This window comes from Mucilaginibacter sp. L196, assembly GCF_009765905.1.
Taxonomy (GTDB): domain Bacteria; phylum Bacteroidota; class Bacteroidia; order Sphingobacteriales; family Sphingobacteriaceae; genus Mucilaginibacter.
Map to the genome: position 1 here is coordinate 984,519 of NZ_LMUO01000019.1, position 22,689 is coordinate 1,007,207.

General features: G+C 40.8%; 12 protein-coding genes. 9 read left to right on the forward strand and 3 right to left on the reverse strand.

The window, feature by feature from the left end:
- The first annotated feature begins 95 nt into the window (after nucleotides 1-95).
- Nucleotides 96-1,301, forward strand: a complete 1,206-nt coding sequence (locus GSQ74_RS20635; protein ID WP_158996094.1) for an MFS transporter — start codon at nucleotides 96-98, stop codon at nucleotides 1,299-1,301.
- A gap of 79 nt (nucleotides 1,302-1,380) precedes the next feature.
- Here GSQ74_RS20635 and GSQ74_RS20640 read toward each other — a convergent pair whose 3' ends face one another.
- Complete coding sequence (locus GSQ74_RS20640; protein WP_158996095.1) at nucleotides 1,381-3,045, reverse strand: FAD-dependent oxidoreductase; 1,665 nt, start codon at nucleotides 3,043-3,045, stop codon at nucleotides 1,381-1,383.
- Between the two features lie 24 nt (nucleotides 3,046-3,069).
- Nucleotides 3,070-4,470: an ATP-binding protein gene (locus tag GSQ74_RS20645; RefSeq protein WP_158996096.1), complete on the reverse strand. Its 1,401-nt coding sequence runs from the start codon at nucleotides 4,468-4,470 to the stop codon at nucleotides 3,070-3,072.
- A gap of 182 nt (nucleotides 4,471-4,652) precedes the next feature.
- On the opposite strand from GSQ74_RS20645, the gene GSQ74_RS20650 reads away from it, so the two are divergent.
- The 8 genes from GSQ74_RS20650 to GSQ74_RS20685 all read left to right on the forward strand — a co-directional run bounded on the left by GSQ74_RS20650 (nucleotide 4,653) and on the right by GSQ74_RS20685 (nucleotide 18,796).
- Entirely contained in the window at nucleotides 4,653-5,402 is a 750-nt protein-coding gene (locus tag GSQ74_RS20650; RefSeq protein WP_158996097.1) for a glucose 1-dehydrogenase, read from the forward strand.
- 70 nt (nucleotides 5,403-5,472) lie between these two features.
- Nucleotides 5,473-6,054 carry a TetR/AcrR family transcriptional regulator gene (locus GSQ74_RS20655; RefSeq protein WP_158996098.1) on the forward strand — a complete coding sequence of 194 codons (582 nt, stop codon included), beginning with the start codon at nucleotides 5,473-5,475 and terminating at the stop codon, nucleotides 6,052-6,054.
- A gap of 171 nt (nucleotides 6,055-6,225) precedes the next feature.
- The gene (locus tag GSQ74_RS20660; protein WP_158996099.1) at nucleotides 6,226-6,636 is read left to right on the forward strand and encodes a response regulator; all 411 of its coding nucleotides are present in this window, start codon (nucleotides 6,226-6,228) and stop codon (nucleotides 6,634-6,636) included.
- Nucleotides 6,637-6,960: 324 nt separating this feature from the next.
- A complete protein-coding gene (locus GSQ74_RS20665; protein WP_158996100.1) occupies nucleotides 6,961-9,219 on the forward strand; it encodes a GH92 family glycosyl hydrolase in 2,259 nt (752 codons plus the stop codon).
- 64 nt (nucleotides 9,220-9,283) lie between these two features.
- Nucleotides 9,284-10,975: an RICIN domain-containing protein gene (locus GSQ74_RS20670; protein ID WP_158996101.1), complete on the forward strand. Its 1,692-nt coding sequence runs from the start codon at nucleotides 9,284-9,286 to the stop codon at nucleotides 10,973-10,975.
- A gap of 145 nt (nucleotides 10,976-11,120) precedes the next feature.
- Nucleotides 11,121-14,468: a sugar-binding domain-containing protein gene (locus GSQ74_RS20675; protein ID WP_158996102.1), complete on the forward strand. Its 3,348-nt coding sequence runs from the start codon at nucleotides 11,121-11,123 to the stop codon at nucleotides 14,466-14,468.
- Between the two features lie 50 nt (nucleotides 14,469-14,518).
- On the forward strand, nucleotides 14,519-18,145 hold the full coding sequence (locus GSQ74_RS20680; protein WP_158996103.1) for a glycoside hydrolase family 2 TIM barrel-domain containing protein: 3,627 nt from the start codon (nucleotides 14,519-14,521) through the stop codon (nucleotides 18,143-18,145).
- A gap of 42 nt (nucleotides 18,146-18,187) precedes the next feature.
- Nucleotides 18,188-18,796 (forward strand): hypothetical protein, encoded by a 609-nt coding sequence (locus GSQ74_RS20685; protein ID WP_158996104.1) that lies wholly within the window; start codon nucleotides 18,188-18,190, stop codon nucleotides 18,794-18,796.
- A 96-nt stretch (nucleotides 18,797-18,892) separates the two neighbouring features.
- Here the strand turns inward: GSQ74_RS20685 and GSQ74_RS20690 are convergent, their stop codons facing one another.
- Complete coding sequence (locus GSQ74_RS20690) at nucleotides 18,893-22,264, reverse strand: glycoside hydrolase family 2 protein (protein ID WP_158996105.1); 3,372 nt, start codon at nucleotides 22,262-22,264, stop codon at nucleotides 18,893-18,895.
- Nucleotides 22,265-22,689: the final 425 nt, after the last annotated feature.

Here is a 22,689-nt window from a genome sequence, read left to right on the forward strand (position 1 = left end):
TGGTATGCTTAATTAATGTTAAAACAAAGTAAAGTGTCAATTTTACACTATGGTGCAATCTCTAATATGAGTAGCTTTGTGTAGTATTTAACTTTATGCAGGCAGAAACAGTTGCAGATACTTCATCATCAAAGGTAGGGGTCCACATAGCAAGCTATGTGGCATTTACCTTTTTAGGTTATTTTACTATTGGTTTAGCGCTGGGTGTATTACCTGTTTTTATCCATCAGCAACTTGGTTACAATGCCATGATTGCAGGGATAGTCATCAGCCTGCAATATGTTACTACTTTTCTTTTTAGGGGATATGCCGGGAATATTGTAGATAAAAAAGGGCCTAAACCCGCCGTTGTTTTAGGTATGATTGGCTTCACTTTAAGTGGTGTCTTATTGTTTGCAGTATACGCTTTAAGGGCACATACAACATTAAGCCTGATCATTTTAATTATAACACGATTAATGACAGGCTTTGGCGAAGGATTAATTGGCGCAAGCCCCATAAATTGGGCAATACTGGCCGTTGGCGATAAAAATACAGCTAAAGCAATATCATATAATGGCATAGCCAGTTATGGCGCGCTTGCTGCCGGGGCACCGATAGGCATTTTATTACATAACGGTTATGGTATTGGCAGTATCGGAATATTGATCTTTTTTATTGGTATAGCAGGCTTTATCTACGCCAAAAATAAAACTCCATTGAAAGGAAATGCGGGTATACCGGGCGAATCATTCTTGAAGGTTTTAAAAGCAGTAAGTCCTTATGGTATTTGCTTAACATTAAGCGGCTTAGGCTTTGGTACAATCTCTACTTTTATTACACTGTATTATACTTATTTACACTGGCAAAGTGCGGTTTTATGTTTGTCTGTATTTAGCTCAATGTTTATTGTTGGTCGTATTTTATTTGCTAATTCGATAGACAAATATGGCGGCATGAAAATAGCGATATGTTGCATCGCCCTCGAAACTATAGGTTTGTTAATAATATGGCTAGCTTATATGCCCCATGTAGCATTAATAGGAGCAGGAGTTACCGGATTGGGGTTTTCGCTGGTGTTTCCGGCCTTGGGAGTTGAGGCTGTTAAAATAGTGCCTAGTTCAAATAAAGGGGCCGCACTTGGAGGCTATGGGCTTTTTTTAGATATTTCGTTAGGTTTAACTGGGCCATTAGTAGGGGCGGTTGCCAGTCATTTTGGGATGACGTACATATTTCTGTTTAGTATGCTGATGGTTTTTACAGGTTTGGTTTTAGCACTTATCATCAATACCAGGAAGAAACAAATTGAAGTATCGGTCTAATGCTGTCATAAATAACATTAGACCGATACTCATTTATTGAATCACTAAAGATGTTTTAATACCACCTATAGCTATTCAATTATTTTACCTCCGCTAAATATTTATGTACAAAACTGATAGCCATTGAGCCTTCACCCACGGCGGCGGCTACACGATTCATAGCACCTGAGCGTACGTCGCCAGCAGCAAAAATACCGGGACAGCTTGTTTCCAGCAAATAAGGGTCGCGGGATTCTTTCCAAATTTTGGTAAATCCTTCATATACTTTCAAATCTCTGCCTGTTTCTAAAAAACCTTTGTCATCTTTTATAATATCTAACTGTATCCACTCAGTAAAAGGCTTTGCACCAATAAATATATATAGCGCTGATGCCGGGCACGTTTGTTGTTTTTTGGTGTCGATATTGCATAATACAAGCTCTTGTAATTGCCCATCACCTTTTGCCTCAACAATCTCAGTTCTGCCAAGTACAAATATGTTCCTGGTTTCATTGATCTGATCAATAAGGTAAGCCGACATGGTGCTTGTTAAATCCGCCTTGCGTATAATAATATATACTTTACTCGCGAATTTAGATAAGTACATGGCTGCCTGCCCGGCTGAATTTCCACCGCCTACTACATACACTTCTTTATCTTTGCAGGCAGTAGCTTCGGTCATCGCTGCTCCGTAGTAAACACCAGCACCGGCAAAGTCTGGTATGCCTTTGGTTTCCAATCTACGATAATCAACGCCGGTGGTGATAATAATACTGCGGGTATCTATACAATTACCATCTTCCAGCATTATTTTTTTGTAGCCATCTTTTTGCAAGATAGAATTTACAGATCGGGGCGATAAAAATTCAGTACCTAAACGTGTAGCCTGCGTCATAGCACGCCGGGTAAGTTCCGAACCGCTGATGCCCGTAGGGAAACCTAGATAGTTTTCTATCCTGCTGCTGGTGCCTGCTTGTCCGCCGGGTGCCCTGCGCTCAATCATCAGGGTTTTTAATCCTTCTGATGCGCCATAAACACCAGCCGCAAGCCCTGCGGGTCCGGCACCGATAATCACTACATCATACATGTCATTTTTAAGCTCCGGGTTAAGGCCTATTTTGTCAGCTATCTGTGCGATAGTAGGCTTAACCAGGTGCGAGCCATCTTCAAAAAACACCACAGGTAGGTCTTTAAGGGTTAGCTTATTGAGGGCCAGCTTTTCTTCCGCTTTTTCTTTAAGCTGTACATCAAACCATTGGTATGGTACTAAATTACCGGCAAGGAAATCTTTTATATCATGCGATAAGCCAGAGTACTGATACCCCAATACTTTTATTCCTTTAAAATCAGGCTGATAAGTGCTTAACCAGTCATCCAGTAAACCATCAATTACGGGATAAAGCTTCTCTTCTGGTGGATCCCAGGGCTTAACCAGGTAATAATCCAATTGAACTGTATTTATAGCTTTAATAGCCGCGTCGGTATCAGAGTAGGCGGTAAGCAGTACCCGTTTAGCATTTGGGTAATATTTTATTGCCTGTTCCAAAAAATCCACGCCCTCCATCTCGGGCATACGTTGATCCGACAGGTACATGGCAACTGTTTCGCCTTTATTCTTTAATTCAAGCAGGCTATCAAATGCTTCTTGTATAATTGTAGTGCTTAAAACTCTATAGGTATCGCGATACTTATTTTTCATGTCGCGAGTAAGCGCCCGCAATACGTGGGCATCATCATCAATACAAAATATTATAGGGAGACTCATTTAGTTTTTGTTGTAAGTATAAAATTATCCATCAATAGGGAAACAAACGATAAAAGCTGTTCTGCCAGGTACCGATTGCACTTTGATAGAACCACGATGTTGTTTTACAATCCGGCTTACCACATCAAGGCCAAGTCCGGTTCCTTTACCAATTTCCTTGGTCGTAAAAAAAGGATCAAATATTTGTGAACGATAGTCTTCAGGAATGCCAGGCCCGTTATCAATTATTGATACTTCTACAAACGCTCCGTCCTTTAACGTTTTAATTTCTAAAACGCCTTTTCCGGTTTCTTCCATGGCATCCAGCGCATTATCCATTAAGTTAGTCCAAACCTGGTTAAGTTCGCCTATCATGGCTTTTACCGGTGGTAGTGTAGTATCAAAATGCTCCACTACCTCAATATTATTCTTATGTATTTTATGGTGAAGCATAGTTAAGGTGTTGCGTATGCCGCTGTGTATATCGGCATATTGCTTATCATGCCCTTGATCCATATGGGTGAAGTTCTTTACTGAACCCACCAGGTCAGTAATACGGCGTGATGCTTCCTCAATATCGGTTACCATTTTTTCGGTTACCATATTGCTGTTGATCCAGTTCATTACCTGCGAAATATATTCGGTCGGAATATGTTGCTTAAACGCTTCGGCGTCGCTTACTTTAAGGCCAAACTCTACAAAGTTTTCCGCAATTTCCTGTGCATTATTTACTTCATGGGCATCCATCCAGTCGGTCATTTCATCTTCCAGTTCGCTGCGTTCCATCAAGGTTAATATGCGCTTTTCCTTTTCATTCAAAACGGCTATCAGCATATCGTTTACAATGGTGACCTGATCCGCGGTCATTTTCATTTCGATAATATCCTTAAATGTTTTAGGCGCGTGAAGCAGGTGTTGTTTAAGCGATGCCGCACCGCGTACTATGGCCGATGCTGGGTTGTTTAATTCATGTGCTAATCCTGCGGATAGTTTACCCAATGCCATCATTTTTTCACTTTGTTGCTGCAAGGCTGTAAAGTCGCGGATACGGCTTGCCATAACATGTACCAGGGCCTGTGTCAGCTCAAAATGATCAGCAATCATTTCATGCATTTTAGCTGCCGGGAAGCTAAGTAGTTGTGTATCTTCTGCTGCTTTAGCAAAACTCGGGGCTGTTTTAGCCCTTGAAAAAGGTAAATAACCGGAAACGGTTTGTGCTTCAAAAACTGCCATTTCCCGGGTCTCATTATTTTGCATCATATACATGCTTACCCGCCCACTTATAAAAATATTGGTAGCATTAATAGGCTGCCCAGGTTGAAACAGAAATTCACCATCCGGCAAAATACGTTGCTCGCTATTGTCAATCAACCATTTCAGTTGTTCCAGTGGGACTTCTTTAAGTGCTTCAAAAGATTGAAGTAGTTCCGGAGTTACATTAATCATAATATGAAGGTAGGTAAAAGATCAGGTAAGAACAATTTCGATTGTTGATAGCTGAATTATGTGCGACTTTGATGCGCTTTGTCATCCCTGGCTAATAATTATTTTAATTGGAATGATTGTTCCGAAATGAATATAGATTTGCGGAACGTTTATTCCAAAAATAGAAAATAATTAAACACAACATGAAAAAGTTAGTAAATAAAGTAGCCGTTATAACAGGCGCATCAAAAGGGATTGGGGCAGGTATTGCAAAAAGGCTTGCAGCAGCAGGGGCAAGCGTTGTTGTAAATTATGCATCGGCAAAAGCAGGCGCAGATCAAGTAGTTGCCGAAATAACCGCTGAAGGAGGCAAAGCTATCGCTATACAAGGTAATGTATCAAACGCTGATGACATCGCCCGTTTATTTGATGAAACTACAAAAGCCTTTGGCCCGGTTGATATACTTGTAAATAACGCAGGTGTATACAAATTTGGCGCTATTGAAGAAATTAATGCTGAGGACTTTCACGCTCAATTTAATACCAATGTGCTTGGGTTATTGTTAACCACCCAGGGCGCGGTGAAAAACTTTAATACAAATGGCGGCAGCATTATCAATATAGGTTCAGCTGTTAGTAACATCACGCCTCCAGGAAGCTCCATTTATACCGCCACTAAGGGTGCAGTTGATGCTATTACTCATGTTCTGGCAAAAGAGCTTAGCGGAAAAAAAATACGTGTAAACTCTATTAATCCGGGTATGGTTGAAACAGAAGGTACACATACTGCAGGTTTTATAGGCAGTGATTTTGAAACAGAGCTCGTAAAAACAACACCGCTTGGCCGTATTGGTCAGCCTGATGATATTGCTGATGTTGCTGCATTTCTTGCATCTGAAGATTCACGTTGGTTAACAGGTGAAATATTGTTGGCAAGCGGTGGCGTGAGGTAATCCTCATCGTTTAACAGAAAATAATTTAAAATGAATAGCTTTGCTTTAATTAGCAAGGCTATTCCCGGTTATGGCAAGGACAAAAGATTTTGATGAGAACGAGGTATTGAGCAAAGCGATCCAAATTTTTTGGCACAAGGGGTATAATGGTACGTCTATGCAAGACCTGGTGGATGGCTTGGGCATTAGCAGGTCGAGTTTATATGATACTTATACCGATAAGCATACCTTGTTTGTAAAAGCATTGGAAAGTTATCAAAATTCTGGTGCCGGTAAAATTCAGGAAATTATAAATAATTCAGGATCAGCAAAAGCAACCATAATTCAGTTACTAAAATTTGTTACTAATGAATTGTTGTGCGATAAACAACAGAAAGGTTGTTTTATGGTGAACGCCGAAGTTGAAGTAGCGCCGCATGATACAGAAATAAATAACCTGGTTTGCAAAAACGATCAGCAAATGGAAGACGCTTTTTATTTAGTGATCAGAAAAGGCCAGGATAGCGGAGAGATTAACAAAAATCAGGATGCGAGAGCGTTATCGCGATTTATCTTCAATACAGTGAAAGGAATACGGGTAACGGCTAAATCTACAAGCGACAGGGCTGTATTTGATGATATTATTAAATTGACTGTATCGGCCCTTGATTAAGGCAACCGCGCTGGAGAAACAAAGCCCGCAAACGTCAAAATATTTTCTTAAAATAAACCCAATATTCAGCTTAGTACAGCAGGAATGTTAATATCTTGATAACTTAACTAAACCCTATGCCCGTAATTACGTCTAAATGACCAAAACGCTGTTGAGCGAATATCACAATTTATGAAAACTCTTTTTGTTGCAGACGATAATGAACTTGATTTGCGGATCATCAGGTTAAATTTGGCAAGAAACGCGGTATTTGGTCATGTGCTATATTTTAATGATGGGAAGCCTTTATGGGATTACATTAAATCCAATATAGATGATGCGGTTAATCTTCCGGATGTTATATTCCTTGACCTCAAGATGCCTGAAATGGATGGTTGGGGCGTTTTGGAATCTCTGGAAAAAAATTATGCCCGTTTGGCCAAACCTATTTCGGTTTACATTATATCAACATCAATAGATATTACTGAAAGACGTGAGGCGTTGAGTTACCATTTTGTGAAAGAGTTTATTTCAAAACCATTATATCGCGACAAAATAATATCGATAACTAAAGAAGGGGAGTATTCCCAGAGGATTTACTAATACTTATTGTATTTCTTGTAAATAATTAAGAATGCAATCAGTTTTAATAAAATACCTATCATCAATTCAGTATATCATTTACTTAGAATCGCTTATTTGCTCCCGTCATTTGACTGTTATTTGAATTGTTTTAGTTCAGCTTGACTAAATGTGAAATTTTGTTGGCTAGCAGATAAGATGAAATGTAAAGAATATGATACGCGATGGATTTTATCTGATTCATTAACTCTGTTAATACTTTATTATACTTTTTTTAATATTAAAAACGTGTTTTGTTTTATTGTTTAACCAAGCAATCAACATATAACCAGTTTTTAATTAAATATGAGCCTTTATTACAGGAATCAAACCCGTCTTAGCTTAGCTGTTATTTTTACTCTTTTGTTGAGTATCAATTATACAGTTAATGCGCAAAATCGCAATAATCAGCATTTAACCTCTTATGTTGATCCTTATATTGGTGCCGGTGGCCACGGGCACGTATTTGTCGGGGCTAGCGTTCCTTTCGGAGCTGTTCAGTTAGGGCCGGAAAACTTTTATAAAGGCTGGGACTGGTGTTCCGGTTATAATTATGGCGATAGTGTATTAATAGGCTTTTCCCATACACATTTAAGCGGCACTGGCATTGGCGATCTTTCAGACATACTGATTATGCCTTACACTGGCCCGGTTAAAACAGATAAAGGGCAGGAGAAAATCCCCGGCAGTGGTTATGCATCTCACTATTCACACAAAAACGAGCATGTTCGGCCCGGCTATTATGCCGTTAAATTAGATGCTTCAGGTATCAATGTAGAACTAACAGCCACTGAAAGAGTGGGCTTTCATCAATATCACTTCCCGACAGGAAAAGAAGCTCATGTTATAATTGATCTGAAAGAAGGAATAAACGATAAAAGTACCGATACCTATATCAAACAAATAGATAAGTATACCATTGAGGGCTATCGATTTTCAAAAGGGTGGGCCAAAAACCAATGGCTGTTTTTCGCTATAAAGTCATCTGAGCCACTACCTCAATTTATGGTATATGATGATAGCAGGTTGTTGAAAGGCAATAGCGGCAAAGGGGAGGCTATAAAGGGATTAATTAGCTTTGGTAACGCGCCAGCAACTCTTCAATTAAAAGTTGGCATTTCGCCGGTGAGTTCAGAAAATGCATTGGCTAATATCAATACTGAAATTCCCGGATGGGATTTTCAAAAGGTGGTACGTGCAGCTGATGCCAAATGGAATAAGGAACTGGCGAAGATTTCTGTGGAAACAAAAAGCCTTACCGATAAGCGTATTTTTTATACCGCGCTCTATCACAGCATGATCGCCCCGGCCTTGTTCAATGACCATAACAGTGATTATAGGGGGACTGATAAAAAAGTGTATCCACATGCCGCCTTTAATAATTATACCGTTTTTTCACTTTGGGATACCTATCGCGCAGAAAATCCGCTGTTTGACCTTATTCAGCCCAAAAGAGCCGGAGATATGATCAATACCATGTTTGCTATCTATCAGCAGCAAGGCAAATTACCTATATGGCATTTAATGGGTAACGAAACCGGTACTATGGTAGGTATCAGCAGCATGCAGGTAGTCGCCGAGGCTTATTTAAAAGGAATAAAAGGATTCGATGTCAATAAAGCCTATCAGGCAGTAAAAGGCACAGCAATGTCTGATTCTTTGGGTATGATGTATGTGAAGAATCTTAAACCTATCCCGGCTGATAAACAAAGCCGGTCTGTTTCCAAAGCGCTGGAGTATGGTGTTAGCGATGGTAGCACTGCCTTAATGGCCAAACGAATGGGCAAAACAGCTGATTATAATTATTTCAAAAAACGGGCTGAGAACTATAAGCTATATTTTGATCCATCTGATCAATTCTTCAAAGGGAGATTATCTGATGGCGGTTGGGCACCAGGTTTTAGTCCGCTTAAAAGCAAAAATAATTTATATGCCGAAGGCAATGCCTGGCAATATTTGTGGTTGGTGCCGCAGGATGTTCCGGGACTTATCTCCCTGTTAGGAGGCGATCAATCATTCAATAAAAAGCTGGACGATTTTTTTCAACTTAAGTCAACTGATGAAGATGGCCTGGCTGATCTGACTGGCTTGATCGGTCAGTACGCACATGGGGATGAGCCCAGCCATCATATTGCATATTTGTATGCTTACAGCGGACAGCAATGGAAAACAGCCGAAAAAGTCAGATATATCATGAAAGACTTTTACCTCGCCAGCCCTGATGGTATTATTGGTAATGAGGATTGCGGACAGATGTCGGCCTGGTACATTTTTTCATCGCTTGGATTTTATCCGGTATTTCCCGCTTCAGAAACCTATGTTATCGGGAGTCCGCTATTTGATAGGGCGACTATTAACCTCGACAATGGCAAAAAATTCACAGTAAACGCGGTTAATAATAATGCCGCAAATATTTACATACAAAGCATGTCGCTAAACGGAAAAAAATATCAGAAGGCTTACATCCGCCATGAGGATATTATAAATGGGGGAATACTCGAAATTGTGATGGGGAATAAGCCTAACTACAACTTTGGTAAACTAGAGACAAACAGGCCGCAATAAAATTTAGAATACTATTTACTGAAATATGATATACCAGATGATATTTAAACATCAACCTAAAAAGATGAAAAAATACATATTCATACCACTACTAATGGTAATGATGCTGTTTGCGCCCGGTGTTTTTGTAAGCTGTGCTCATGCGCAAACCGTGGATGCTACCACCATGAATAATAAGGTAATGGCGGGTTATCAGGGTTGGTTTCGCACCCCTGGTGATAATGACGGAAACAGGGGCTGGGCACACTTATTCAACTCATCCGTTCCAAGCCCGGCAAAACTGGGTTTTGATACCTGGCCGGATATGAGTGAATTAACACGTGGAGAAAAATATCCTGTATCGGGATTCACTTATCCTAATGGAAGCCAAGCTTACCTTTACAGTGCGCAAAACCCTAAAACTGTATTACGCCATTTCCAGTGGATGAAAACTTATGGTATTGATGGCGTATGGTTATCTGAATTTTGTGGTCATTTTCCGGGTGCCGGAGGGGAGCGCGATAGTACTGCCGTACTTACTATAATGGATAACGTTAGGCGTGCGGCAACAGCAACTGGGCGTACCTGGGCATTTATGTGGGATATGAGTGGTTTTGATACCAGAATGTCTAAAAGTGATGTTTATAATATCATCATAAACCAGTGGAAAAAAATGGTTGATGAAGGTGTTACCAACGATCCCCGATACATGCATCATAATGGCAAGCCTGTACTGCTGATATGGGGGTTTTTCCCCAGCCGCCCCGCGTCTCAGCCCGATTACATGAATCCGGTAATTGATTTTCTTTTGGCACCTGGAAAATACCAGGCTACCCTTGTAGGCGGGGTTGACAACACCTGGCGTTCAAAGGGCACACCGGAATTCCAGGCTATGCTGATGCGGATGCAAGGCTTGCAGCCCTGGAGTGTAGGCCGCAGGATTAAAGACCCAGCAACCGGCTATGCTGTACAAAATACCTCTGAATGGGCTGGCGATATTGAAAAATGTAAAGTTAATAACGTAATATTTATGCCTGTATTTAATTCAGGTACACATATAGCTGGGCCGCCTCCAATACCTCCGGCAGGGCCAGCTGTGCCCCGCCGTACCGGTAATTATCTTTGGGAGCAATTTGTAGCAGCCTCAAAAATAGGGATGATCAACAGCGTATTTGTGGCCATGTTTGATGAAATAAATGAAGGTACCCAAATCATGAAGATCGACAATAATCCGCCTGTACAGGCTCCATTCCTTACTTATGATGGCGCTACCAGCGATTATTATCTGCGTTTGGTAGGTGTGGGAGCCAGGATGCTGAAAGAACATACTCCAATTACACCGGTAATTCCTATTTCTCCGTTTGATTCCGGCAAATGGTACAAATTAAAGAATAGGACTAGCGGATTGGAGTTGGGTAGCGAAAATGGAACAAATCCGCAAATTATTCAATCTGCAGATGCAGTTGCCGATGGCCAATATTGGCAGATATTATATGATGGCGCGGGTTATTTTAAAATCAAAAACAAATTGACTGGTAAGCTACTCAGCGTTGGCAATGTATCAGCGGATAATAGTCCGCTTACCCAAACTGACGATGAAAATATTGAAAACGTAAAATGGCATTTGGAATGGGACGGAACAGGTTATTGCAGGTTAATAAACAAACATAGCCACAAAGCAATAAGTAATAACGGATCAACAGACACCAATTCTTTGCTTGTACAAGCCGCTGATGCAGCTATTGATAACTTGCGCTGGAAAATAGTGCAGCAATAGTTTTATATATAATTATAATAAAAGAGCAGATTTTTTCATAATACCTGCTAATAACAGCCGAGTTAATTATTTATTAATGAATAATTAACTTCTATCTGTTTTTTTGTATCACCAATTATTATTTAACCTATTTAATACAATCTACATGATGCTAAAAAGATTACTGCTTGTTTTGGTAGTACTATTTATCTCTCTGCACAATTATGCTCAGTCTGTTACGGCAAATAAGAGCTCATCTGCTTCAACCGATATTTCCGGTTCAGGATGGCGGCTGTGGCCCGATAGGGACGCAACCTGGCAGAACGATGATATTTATCTTCCGGCGGATGTAAACCTGAGTAAAATGGCGGTTAATAAACCTACAGGTGGGTGGAAAGCGCTTAATGATCAGCAGGGAATTAATGTAACATTGCCCAGCACAGTTGAAGAACATTACTGGGGTAAATTCGGCCGTAGGCCATATACTAAAAATGAAGCGCAACGTGGCGCGGGTACCGCGTTCGGAAACGGAAACTATTTAGGTGTTTCCTGGTGGTGGCGTACGATACAAGTTCCACAGTTTAAACCGGGTCAACGGGTGCTGGTATGGTTTCGGGGGGCAAGATTACGATCAGAGGTTTATGTTAACAGCAAATTATGCGGCTACTCAATTATGAGCGAACTTCCTTTTCAGGCTGATATTACCGATGCTGTAAAACCCGGCGAAAAAACGCAGCTTGCTGTACGAATCACCAATCCCGGCGGTCATCTGGACTGGATTGATTTTGCCCAGATGCGCATACAATGGGGTAAATACTTCTTGCCACCCTCGCATGGGTTTGGCGGGTTGGATAATGATATACAGCTAACTGTTCGTGATAATGTTTCCGTTTCTGATCTGGCCGCCATTAACAAGCCCGATCTGCATCAGGTACATTTAGTAGCTGAAGTCAGCAGCCATGGAAAGCAATATAGCGGGCTTGTGAAATTCAGCATATCGCATAATGGTAAAATAATTTGGACAGGCACCAAAACAGTTAACCTTAATGCCGGTGAAACTAAAATAGTAGAACTTGATGCTCAGGTAAACTCAGCGGAACCATGGCAATTAAATCACCCGGTATTATACCAGGCCAAAGCCTCTCTGCTAAATTTAGTGGCGAGTGACCGTCAGGTTAACTTTGGTTTTAGATTTATGACTGCAAAGGGTATTGGTACCGATGCTAAACTGGTGTTTAATAACAAGCGTATCGTTCCGGTTTCTGCCATATCATGGGGTTATTGGGGGCGTAACGGCCTTTGGCCGGATGCAGAGATGGCCGAACGTGAAGTTGTTAATGCTAAAAAGATGGGGTTAACCGCTTTGCAGTTCCATCGCAATATTGGCAAACCTGCCGTGCTTGACGTGCAGGACCGTATGGGTTTACTACGCTGCGAAGAACCGGGAGGTGGTAAATTTGCCATTGGTGCGCGTTACTCACGTGGGCCCTACGGACCAAATGGTGAGTTTTTGGCAAAAGACGAAAAGTTGCTGGATGCCTTTAAGCCTAAAGCCGATTATGTGCAACCTGATACAGTAAATACCAGTGGCGCAGGCCCGGATGGCGATGGCCAAACATTCTGGGAAAAATACGAAGAAGAGAAGATATTGGAAATGGTGAAACGGGATCGTAGTCACCCCTCACTTATTATGTATACCGTGCAGAATGAATCAAGCGAACTTGATTTACGTAATCCGCGTATTTATCGATTATTCCGAGAAATGCATGCGCTTGATCCAAGTCGTATCATCGCGTTTTACTCCGGCGGCGACCCTAAAGCAGCACAGGTTTTGATGCTGCCGTATAGCGAAAATATCAGCTATGCCGGGACGCACGACCCATACGCTGGCTGGCAGGATATCCACACCTGCGGTGGCCCGTGTAATTATCTTGATTTTCTATATAAAGACCCTAATAACTATCGCCAGAAACAAAAATCAGATGCGCACACCAATATTAATATGTGGGGCGAAATGCTGGGCGCGGCTACGCCTGATAATTATGATCAGCTGGTGCATTCATTTGATAAAAAACATCCCGATGGATATGAAAAGGAAGATGCTACCCAGGTGCTTGGCGGCTATCATGAGTTTCTAGATAAATGGGGTTTCCGAAAAGCTTTCCCTACAGACTCATCGCTATTTACTGCTATTGGTTACCGTATGTATTATTTCTGGAAAAAAATGATGGAGCAGTCGCGCATCGAAAACAATAATGATTACCTGGTGATCAGCGGGTGGGAAAGTACTACCATTGATAATCATTCTGGTTTAGTTGATAACCACCGTTTTCTTAAAGGAAATCCGGCCGAAATTGCTGCGGCAACCAAGCCTGAAATATTGGTAATTGAACCCCGCCACATGATTGTTGCAAAAGGAGATAAGGATATTGTTGATGTTTTTCTGGTAAATGAAACAAACAGAAAAGGTGCTTATACGCTTAACCTCACTGTTAAACGGCCTGACGGCACCGTTGCCTTTAAAACCGAAAAAGAAGTAAACGCGATAGGTGGTGATACCTATGGGCAACTGTTAAAAGACGGCATTGAATTTAATGCTGATGCAGCCGGTATATTAAAAATTGAGGCTGTAATTACACCTAAACAACCGGGTGTAAAACCATTGGCAGGATCAGACGAGATTAACGTAGTGGACATAGCGGCTGCACCGGTATTTAAAAATGTGGCGCTAATAGAATCAGACAATGAACTAACTCATACACTGAAAAATGAATGGAATGTTGATGCTCAAAAATTGAATGATGTGCCTGCAGATAAACATCTGGATGTTATTGTGCTATCTACCAAAATGGCCACTAATGATTTGTTTAAAGCAGATAAACCGATAACAAATGCGCCAATGTCCCAAAATTTAGTTCCTGAAGGACAGGCTGCTTCGGGTCAGGCTAAAACTGTCGCGGCAGAGGTACAAACACAATCAGGCATATCGCCTGAAGAATTTGAAGAGGCACTTAAACGTGTTAAAAATGATGGCACCCGTTTGGTATTGTGGCCGGATAATGATCGCGGAGCCGATGCCTTTGCCAAAGAGCTGGCTAAACGAAACATTATAAAATATAGTGGGAAAGTGGGCAACCTGAATGCGCCATGGTTCGGTTCATGGTTCTTTGTGCGCAAGCATTGGTTGCTTGATGGCCTGCCAACCGATTGTGCTATGGACTGGCGTTACGGCATCAGTGCGTTTGGGGGCCCGGAATGGTTAAAAGAAAGCCCAAAAGGTACTAATACAGATGGTTTGCTGATTGACGGTAAGGGCATTGATGCGTTTATTGGCTATGGGGCCGATCATAATCCTAAAGTAGGTATGTCTGGATGTGTAATACCTTATGGTAAAGGGCAAATTGTACTTTACTGTTTGCCGCAGTTAGTACAAAGCCTGCAAGCTAAAGGTGATTTTGCTATTAACCGCATTATTTGCGAACGATTGCTGGCTAACAGTTTACAATCAAGGTAGGTATAGACCTATACTTTAGTTCATTATAAATGCAGTACAATATACTTAAAATGAAAGTAATCAAATACCTGTTCACTGGAGCGTTAGCATTGATTTTTACGATCACCAGTTCATATGCGCAGGATAATTTTAATCTTAATGAGAATTTCGGTAATTCAAATACTAAATATGAGAAAATTGGCAGGGGCGAAGCTAGTATAGTAAACTCGGTACTAACCACTAAAGATGCCTACCTGTGCTTTGGCGAAAATAGCTGGGCAAACTATGAAATCAAATTCAGGGCAAGGGTGCCTGAAACAGCCGAGCAGGTGCAGATCTGCGCAGGTTTCCGTGCCGCCAATCGCGACGATCGTTATTTTGTAATGTTAAAGGGGGGTATACAAAAAGAGCTGTACCTGGCAAGACTAGGTTATATGGGTAGTGATGATTTTTTGGCCTTGCGCCAACTGGATTTTCAACCGGTACCAGGAAAATGGTATGATTTTAAGATTGAGGTAGCAGGCAACCGTATCCGTGTGTATCTAAATAATGAAAAGCTTCCGAGAATTGATGTGACAGATAAACTCACTGCATTGGTGCCTGCGGGTAAAATAACTTTGGGCGGTAGTTGGATCACTAATGAGTTTGCCAATTTGTCTATCAAATCTATCAGCGCTCATCAACTTTCAGGCCGGGTGCAGGAATATGCAGTTGCTACTGTAAATAAAGAGGCATTGCGCAAGCAGCAACGCAAAGCCTATCAGCCTATAAAAATTAATAATGTTAACAGTGGGCGCACGGTGGTATCATTAAATGGTAAGTGGCTGTTTTCACCGGGATATGAATCTACGAATGACAGTATTGCTATAAATCCCAAAGAAAGTGATGAAGACTGGCATGTAATGACTGTACCAAACTTTTGGAATCCCATCCGGGTTTGGCTGCATGGCGAAAAATATAATACCGCCAGCAAAGGCGTGTCAGACAATTACTTTCAAAAAGAGACCGACCGTTGTGAGGCCTATACCTTTGATTATAAAAAGACCGGCATAGGCTGGTATCGCCAATGGATTTATTTGCCTGATGGGGTCAATGGGAGAAACCTGCAACTTTCATTTGATGCCGTATCTAAAGTGGCTGAGGTATATATCAACGGCATAAAGGCTGGCAGTCATATTGGTATGTTCGGCGATTTTCAAGTCAATGCCACCGGTTTGCTTACGCCGGGAAAAAACTTAATTACGGTAAAAGTGATGCGCGATTATGTGAAAGATATTAAGGATGCTGATAAGATAGCAGGGGTTGCCGTTACCGTTGAGGTTACTCAAAAGATGGTACACGATTTGGCTCACGGATTTTTTGATGACGATCCTGCCGGCATATGGCAACCCGTGTCACTCGTAATCACTGATCCGCTCAGGATTGAGGATGTATTTATCAAGCCCAGCCTTACAGGTGCCGATTTTGACATCACCGTAAAAAATGATGCCAACAAAACTGCCATTTTTTCAGTAGGTACTAACATTACCGGTAGTAAGGAGAAGGATGAATTGTATAAAGCAATCTCCGTAAAAGAGCTACAATTACAACCCGGCGAAGAAAAAACATTTACTTATAGTATTGCCAATTTACAACCCAGACTATGGTCACCAGAGCATCCGAATTTATACGATTTTGGGTTTACTTTATTAACAGGTAACAACACTGAGATCGATTCAAAAATTATCCGTTCGGGCTTCCGCACCTTTAAATCCATTGGTGATTACCTGTATCTTAATGGCAAACGTTATTGGTTGCGTGGTGGTAACCAAACAGCTTTACCATTGGCCCCTAATGATACTGCGCTGGCTGATAAATTCACTAAGTTGATGAAAGCTGGTAATATAATGGTCACCCGGACACATACCGTACCGGGTACTGAAACTTGGATGAATGCGTTTGATGCCAATGGCATCGGCGTAAGCTACGAGGGTACCTGGCCCTGGTTGTTTTTGGAAAGCAGTATGCCTGCACCAAACCTGATTAACCTTTGGAAAAATGAATTTTATGATCTGTTGAAAAAATATCGCAACCACCCTTCGCTGTTAATATGGACAGTGAATAACGAGATGAAGTTTTATGAAAATGATCCTGATCCTGTACGCACAAATATTAAAATGCACATCATATCAGATGTTGTAAAGCATATGCGCGTAATTGATCCTACACGGCCTATCGTGTTCGATTCGAATTACAGACGTAACACTAAGAAGTTTGGCGCGGATTATTTTAATACGATTGATGATGGTGATATTGATGATATACATGCTTATTACAATTGGTATGATTATTCCATATTTGATTTTTTTAAGGGCGAGTTTCAGCAAAAAAATAAGAATAATGGGCGTCCGCTTATCAGCCAGGAAATGTCAACCGGGTATACCGATGAAACCGGTCATGCCACGCGCTTTTATAATTATGTGCATCAAAATCCTGAATCGTTGGCCGGGAAATATACCGATGAATTTAGTGATCCTAAATATTTCATGATTCCACAGGCCTTTATCACCAAGGAGTTGGCCGAAGCACTGCGCCGCAGTGATGATAAGGCAGCCGGGATATTGCATTTTTCGCTGATCACTTGGTTTAGTAATGTTTACCTGGCCAATAGTATTAAACCCTTCCCGGTATATTATGATATGCAAAAGGCGTTGCAACCAGTACTGGTATCGGCGGAGTTATGGGGGAGGCATTTTTACGCAGGTACTCAATTACCAACCCGGATATGCATAATTGACGACAAGGAAGATGGTACAGCTTTACCAGCTTCAGAATTACAATGGCAGCTGGTAGATAATAATGGAGCAGCATTAGCAAGTGGTAAAATGCCGGTGCCGCAGGTAGAACATTATACCCGCCAATGGGTCGAGCCAAAAATCAATATCCCGGCAAACTTGCCCGAAGATAAAGTTGAAGGCAAACTGTTGTTAAAGCTTGTGGCCGACGGAAAAACCGTTTCAGAAAATTACTATGACATACTGCTGGCCAATAAAACCGGACTGAACGCAGCTAAATTAATAGGTAAAAAAATAGTAGTATATGATGCTGGTAATGATATCGCCCCGTCGCTTGATTTTCTTGGTATTAAATATACAACAGAAACAATATTGACAGATGCCTTGAAGCAAAAGGCCGATATATATGTATTATCCGGGCTCGATTCCATCTCGGCAAGTGCGGATGAGATAAAAAGTATCAGGAACGTAATAGCAAGAGGTGGCAAGGTTTTATTATCAGCATCGGGTAGTATAGCGCCTGTTTTATATCCTGAATACATTAGGAGTTTGCTGAAAGAGAATGGCGAGATCACGATGATGGATATTCCTGAATCGGATGTATTTGATGGCATCGAGCCATTGGAAACACGTTACCTGAACAACAATAAGCGCGAAAGCCCGGCTGTAATTTCTGGTGTTTTTCGCATCAACCGCGATCCGAATGTAGAGGCGCTGGCATCATTTATTAAAATACACGGCTATTTATCGGGCCAGGTGACTGACCGTATGAAAAGACTGGATCAAATCAAAGGTTTCCCTATCGTCAAAATAAAGGATCATGAAGGTTATGTACTGTTGTCTGAGATCAGGCTGGATAAAACAGTAACAGACCCTGTAGCAGGTAAATTATTAGTAAACATGTTGAATGATCTGGCTAAATAAAAGGATGGGGAGTTAATAAGAGAGCCTGAAAAATATTAAACAATGAAAAGATATTTAGTGTCGTCTTTTTTATTAAGGAAAAGTTTTTACACTTACCTCCTGAATATTGCAAGGCGACTAAATACGCTTGTCTCGTTGATCAGCACAGACTTATTTAGGTCGAGTAAAAAAGCATGGCAGGAGCCCAGCGATAGCCCATACAAAAATGTGATTGTAGCAAAAGGAATCTATAACGATGGTAAACGGGTTGGTACATGGGTTTTTACTTCGGATATACCCGGAGTAATAGATTCTTATAATTATGATGAAAATATTGTTTTGATTGACTTAACAAGTGAAAGAAACATGGAAAATGCTGTTGCCTATGGCATTAACAGATCATGGTCATTAGTTAACCGGGTTAAAATAGGTGGGTTTTTATGTAGTATTCCTCCGCCGATCTTCCGGCCGGAGCTTCCTGTGGCTATTCATGAGCGGTTTCCAGATGGGTGGGAGTTGGATTGTTCACATACTTTCATATTGGGTTTAACCGGCGCTATTATAAAGCATGAAATACTCGTGAAATATGAGAATATAGAAAAGGGTTATGTGTGGGATAAAGGTATGCCTGATACAGAATTTAAACGTTTTATTCCGGCCTGCTATAATTAAATGCAGGGCTATTAGTGCTTAAGAAATTATATCAACTTAAAAAGCTATTAGTATTTTAAATACTAATAGCTTTTTAAGTTGATATAATATTGTTTATTAATGTGTTACCTGCGTTTTAATTTCGTTCAGAAAGTCCTTTTTATCGCAATCAAACCCGACGGCAAGTTTCCATTCGCCACCCTTTTGAATGGTTTTAATTACAAAATGATTCCAGCCTTTCTCAAGTGGTAGCGCCTTAATAACTTGTGCAGGTGCTGTTAAGCCACCGGCGCTCATGGTTTCTTTAATCAGGTTGTTATTCAAATAAACCTGGTAACCGTCATCAGCATTTAAATACATATCCAGGCGGGGCAGGTCTGGTTCCAATAATAAATTAGTTAATGAATGCGGGCTGTATATCCAAAAACTCAGATACGCGATAGCATTTGTTGTAGGTCCATTAAAATGCATTTTGCTAAAATCAAATACCCCATCAAGGTTTGTAACGTTTTCCCAAAAAATATTTTCTACCTGTTTTCCTGCAAAATAATCGTCTGGCTTTAAATCTTTCAGCTGGTTTATCTTACTGATCTCCGCATTGCTTTTACCCGATATATCAAATGAAGCAAGCAGCAAAGCATTATGTAATTTATTATCGGCACCAATGGCGGTGTTACTGCTTGTTTTACCGGGAAAATCAACGCCCAGGTTAACCAGCATCCGGCGCACCAGGCTTATTGATGTTGCTGAAAGCAATGTAGGGTCAATAGCAAAAACATATATTTTACCCGACCCTGCATTTATTGATATCAGAGCTTTTCCTTCTGGTTTGTACTCACGTTCGCTGCGCAATACAGATGCGGTTTTAAGATATTCTGCGCGTTTATTCCATGTTCTCCAGTCGGTATTGCAGGCATCCAGCAAAATGTCGCTATGCTTTACCAAATCGCCTGATAATCCATGGGTCATGATTGGTTTATCCGATATTTCTGAGAAATAAAAGTCGGCATTACCCAATCCGTTAATTAGCTGGTCTGTTTTGTAGGTAATAAATGATGTAGCTTTTCTGTTAGTAAGCTGTAAAGGGAAAGGCAGATATTTATTAACTGCTTTAACAGCCGAAGGATCAACTCCCCATATTAACACTTTGCCGCCCTGTTGTAAAACTGTTTTTTGTAACGCAAGTGATTTGGCATCAGCAGGTGTATGCTCACCATCAATAATGAGTAGGTTATGCCCATTTTTAGCAGGATGCGTACTCACTAAAACGCCCATATCGCTTAATGTTTTATACAGAACAGAATCCTTGTCGACTGATAATAATATTACTGTGTTTGCTACAGCCTTAGTGTTTATAGATACGTTTTCAATAGGTGCCGTTACCTCTTTCTGCATAGTTGTATCAGCAAATGATGCGCTTATAGCAGTTTGTAGAGGCCATGTCTTATAAAGCGGCAGGGATGGGTCATATCCCGGATTAAGTGTAGTTGTATATGGGCCTAATCTTTCGGGCTGAACACCCGGTTGGCCTTCTTGATATTTAGTAAAAAATATACCGTCGGATGGTTTAGGCGCTCTTGTTGTATCAGCCAAACCTAGTTCCAATGGCTTTACACCATACCAAACCAGGTTAAAGATAGACATGTATGAAGCCTGATACTTTTTAAGCATATTAATGAGTTTGGTAGCTTCATCGGCAACACCTTCCATTCGTCCCTCTTGCGATTCATAGGATCTGTTACCATTATATTCTGCGGTTTGGCGTGGTGTGGCATAATAAGCCATTCCGGCTTCACCAACACCCCATGGCTTGCCCTGGGATGATAAGTTCTTGTAATTCTCATCAGAGCCGCCATAATGGCCAATAATAACAGGCGAATTCATAGTATTAATTGCTTGTGTTTCGCCATCGCCGGATATCCATGCCCTTGTAGGGTCTAATCCCTGCGTAATGGCTATCCAATTATTAATTTCAGTTACTTGTCTTTTTACCAGCGAATCAGGTGCATGGAATACATTCAGCACTATTGGCATATTCTCGTTGCATACACTCCACCCAAAAACAGCAGGGTGGTTGCGATCACGCAAAATAAATCTTTTTAAATGTTCATCAGTGTTTTTCCAGTATGCCGGGGCGTCAATTTTGGGTCCGCCGTCACTGGCCCACATCCCTGTTTCATCCAGCACGCATATACCCATTTCATCGGCCATATCCAGGTAAAATTGTGGGTAAGGCTCCGCATGCAGGCGCACCGCGTTAGCATGGCTATCTTGCAATAGCTTAAACCATGCCCATGCATAACGGCGTGTCATTTGTGGTATGCCCATAAAGTGCCATGAATCACCTTTTAATATAATTGGCTTGCCATTAAGGTATAATTTGCTTCCCAGTAGTGTAAATTCGCGCCAGCCGAAACGGGTGTATTGCTTATCAATTTCATGGTCGCCATCTTTTAGTGTAAGCACCAGGCCATTTAGGTTAGGATGCTGGGTGGTCCATTCTTTAAGCCTGCCGTTTACTTTCACACTCAAACTAATCGTTGCTTGTGAATTTGGCTGGATGATGATCTTGTTTGCGGGTAAAGTGAGGGTGATTTTACCCAGATCCCATTTGGGTTCCGGCGCGCTGATCACATCTTGGCCTGCCAGGTTTATCCATGGCGATATATCGCCAGAAATACTTACTTCGCGTGCTTTATCAGAGGTATTGGTGATGGTTGCTTCAACTGTAAGCAGATCTGTTGTTAAAGATGGTTTTACAAATGTATTTTGGATATTTATAATAGGTTTAGCTATCAGATTTACATCTTGCCAAATTCCAATGGCATGTTGCCCCCAAAAAGAACCTGCAACATATATGCGGCGGCCATATTTACCGGGCTGATTAAATAGTTGGGCATCAGCTACCCAAACTAGCAGCTCGTTATCTTGTCCCGGTTTTAAGTCATCGGTAATATCAACTTCAAAAGGTAAAAACATCTCGAAGTTTTCGGCCACCTTATGTTTGTTGATGAATATTTGCGTGTAACCGTCAATGGCATCAAAATGCAGTATTAATCTTTTATTCTTCCACTCTTTTTTATAAGAAATGGTGCGCATTAACCAACCGGCCCTAATGTTCTCCCATTTTTTTGGATAGCTGGGATAGGTTAGAAAATCGCCGCCACTACCATCATCCTTTGCAAAACTATTCACATTCCATGGTGAAGGTACTTTTACGGGAGTAGTTTCCCAATCAGGTTTTTCAGGTAGATCGGGATTTTTGATTTTGTCGATCCCTAGTTTTTCTGCTTTTTCAACTGGTAGAAATTGCCATTCGCCGTTGAGGCATAAGCTACTGCGGAAGGGTTTTTCCTGCGGTTTTACAAATTCATCGTTGGGGGCAAAAACATGCTTAAAGTTCACCTGTGCAAATATATCAGGTATTGTACTTAAAGTTACCAGCATAAAAAGAAGGAGCCGGCGGGTAAAATAATTTTTACTAAACATAAGTTAGAGGAATATAATGATCTAAATATGAATACGAAGAAACAAGGATTGTATAATTAATGATTAATAAAAAATTAATTATAGTGCATACTTCTAAATTAAATAACAATCGATTGTCGAATTATTAATACGGATTAAAAAAATGTCCCCCAAATAGATAAAATTAGTTATCGGCACCCTGCTTAATTAATCATTTATTATACATTAATTAATGTAACAATGCTTTTTTTGGAGAATGATAGGTCAAAAGCCCATCATCATTTTATAAACCAAATTTCTTTATTAAAACATATACTATGGCGAAATTTTACGTATTCGTTTTACTAATTATATCATCTCCTGTATTTGTCCAACACAAGCATAGTAAAACATCCATATTTTTTAGCTATAATGACCTTGTAATGGTTGGCTATAAAGGTTGGTTT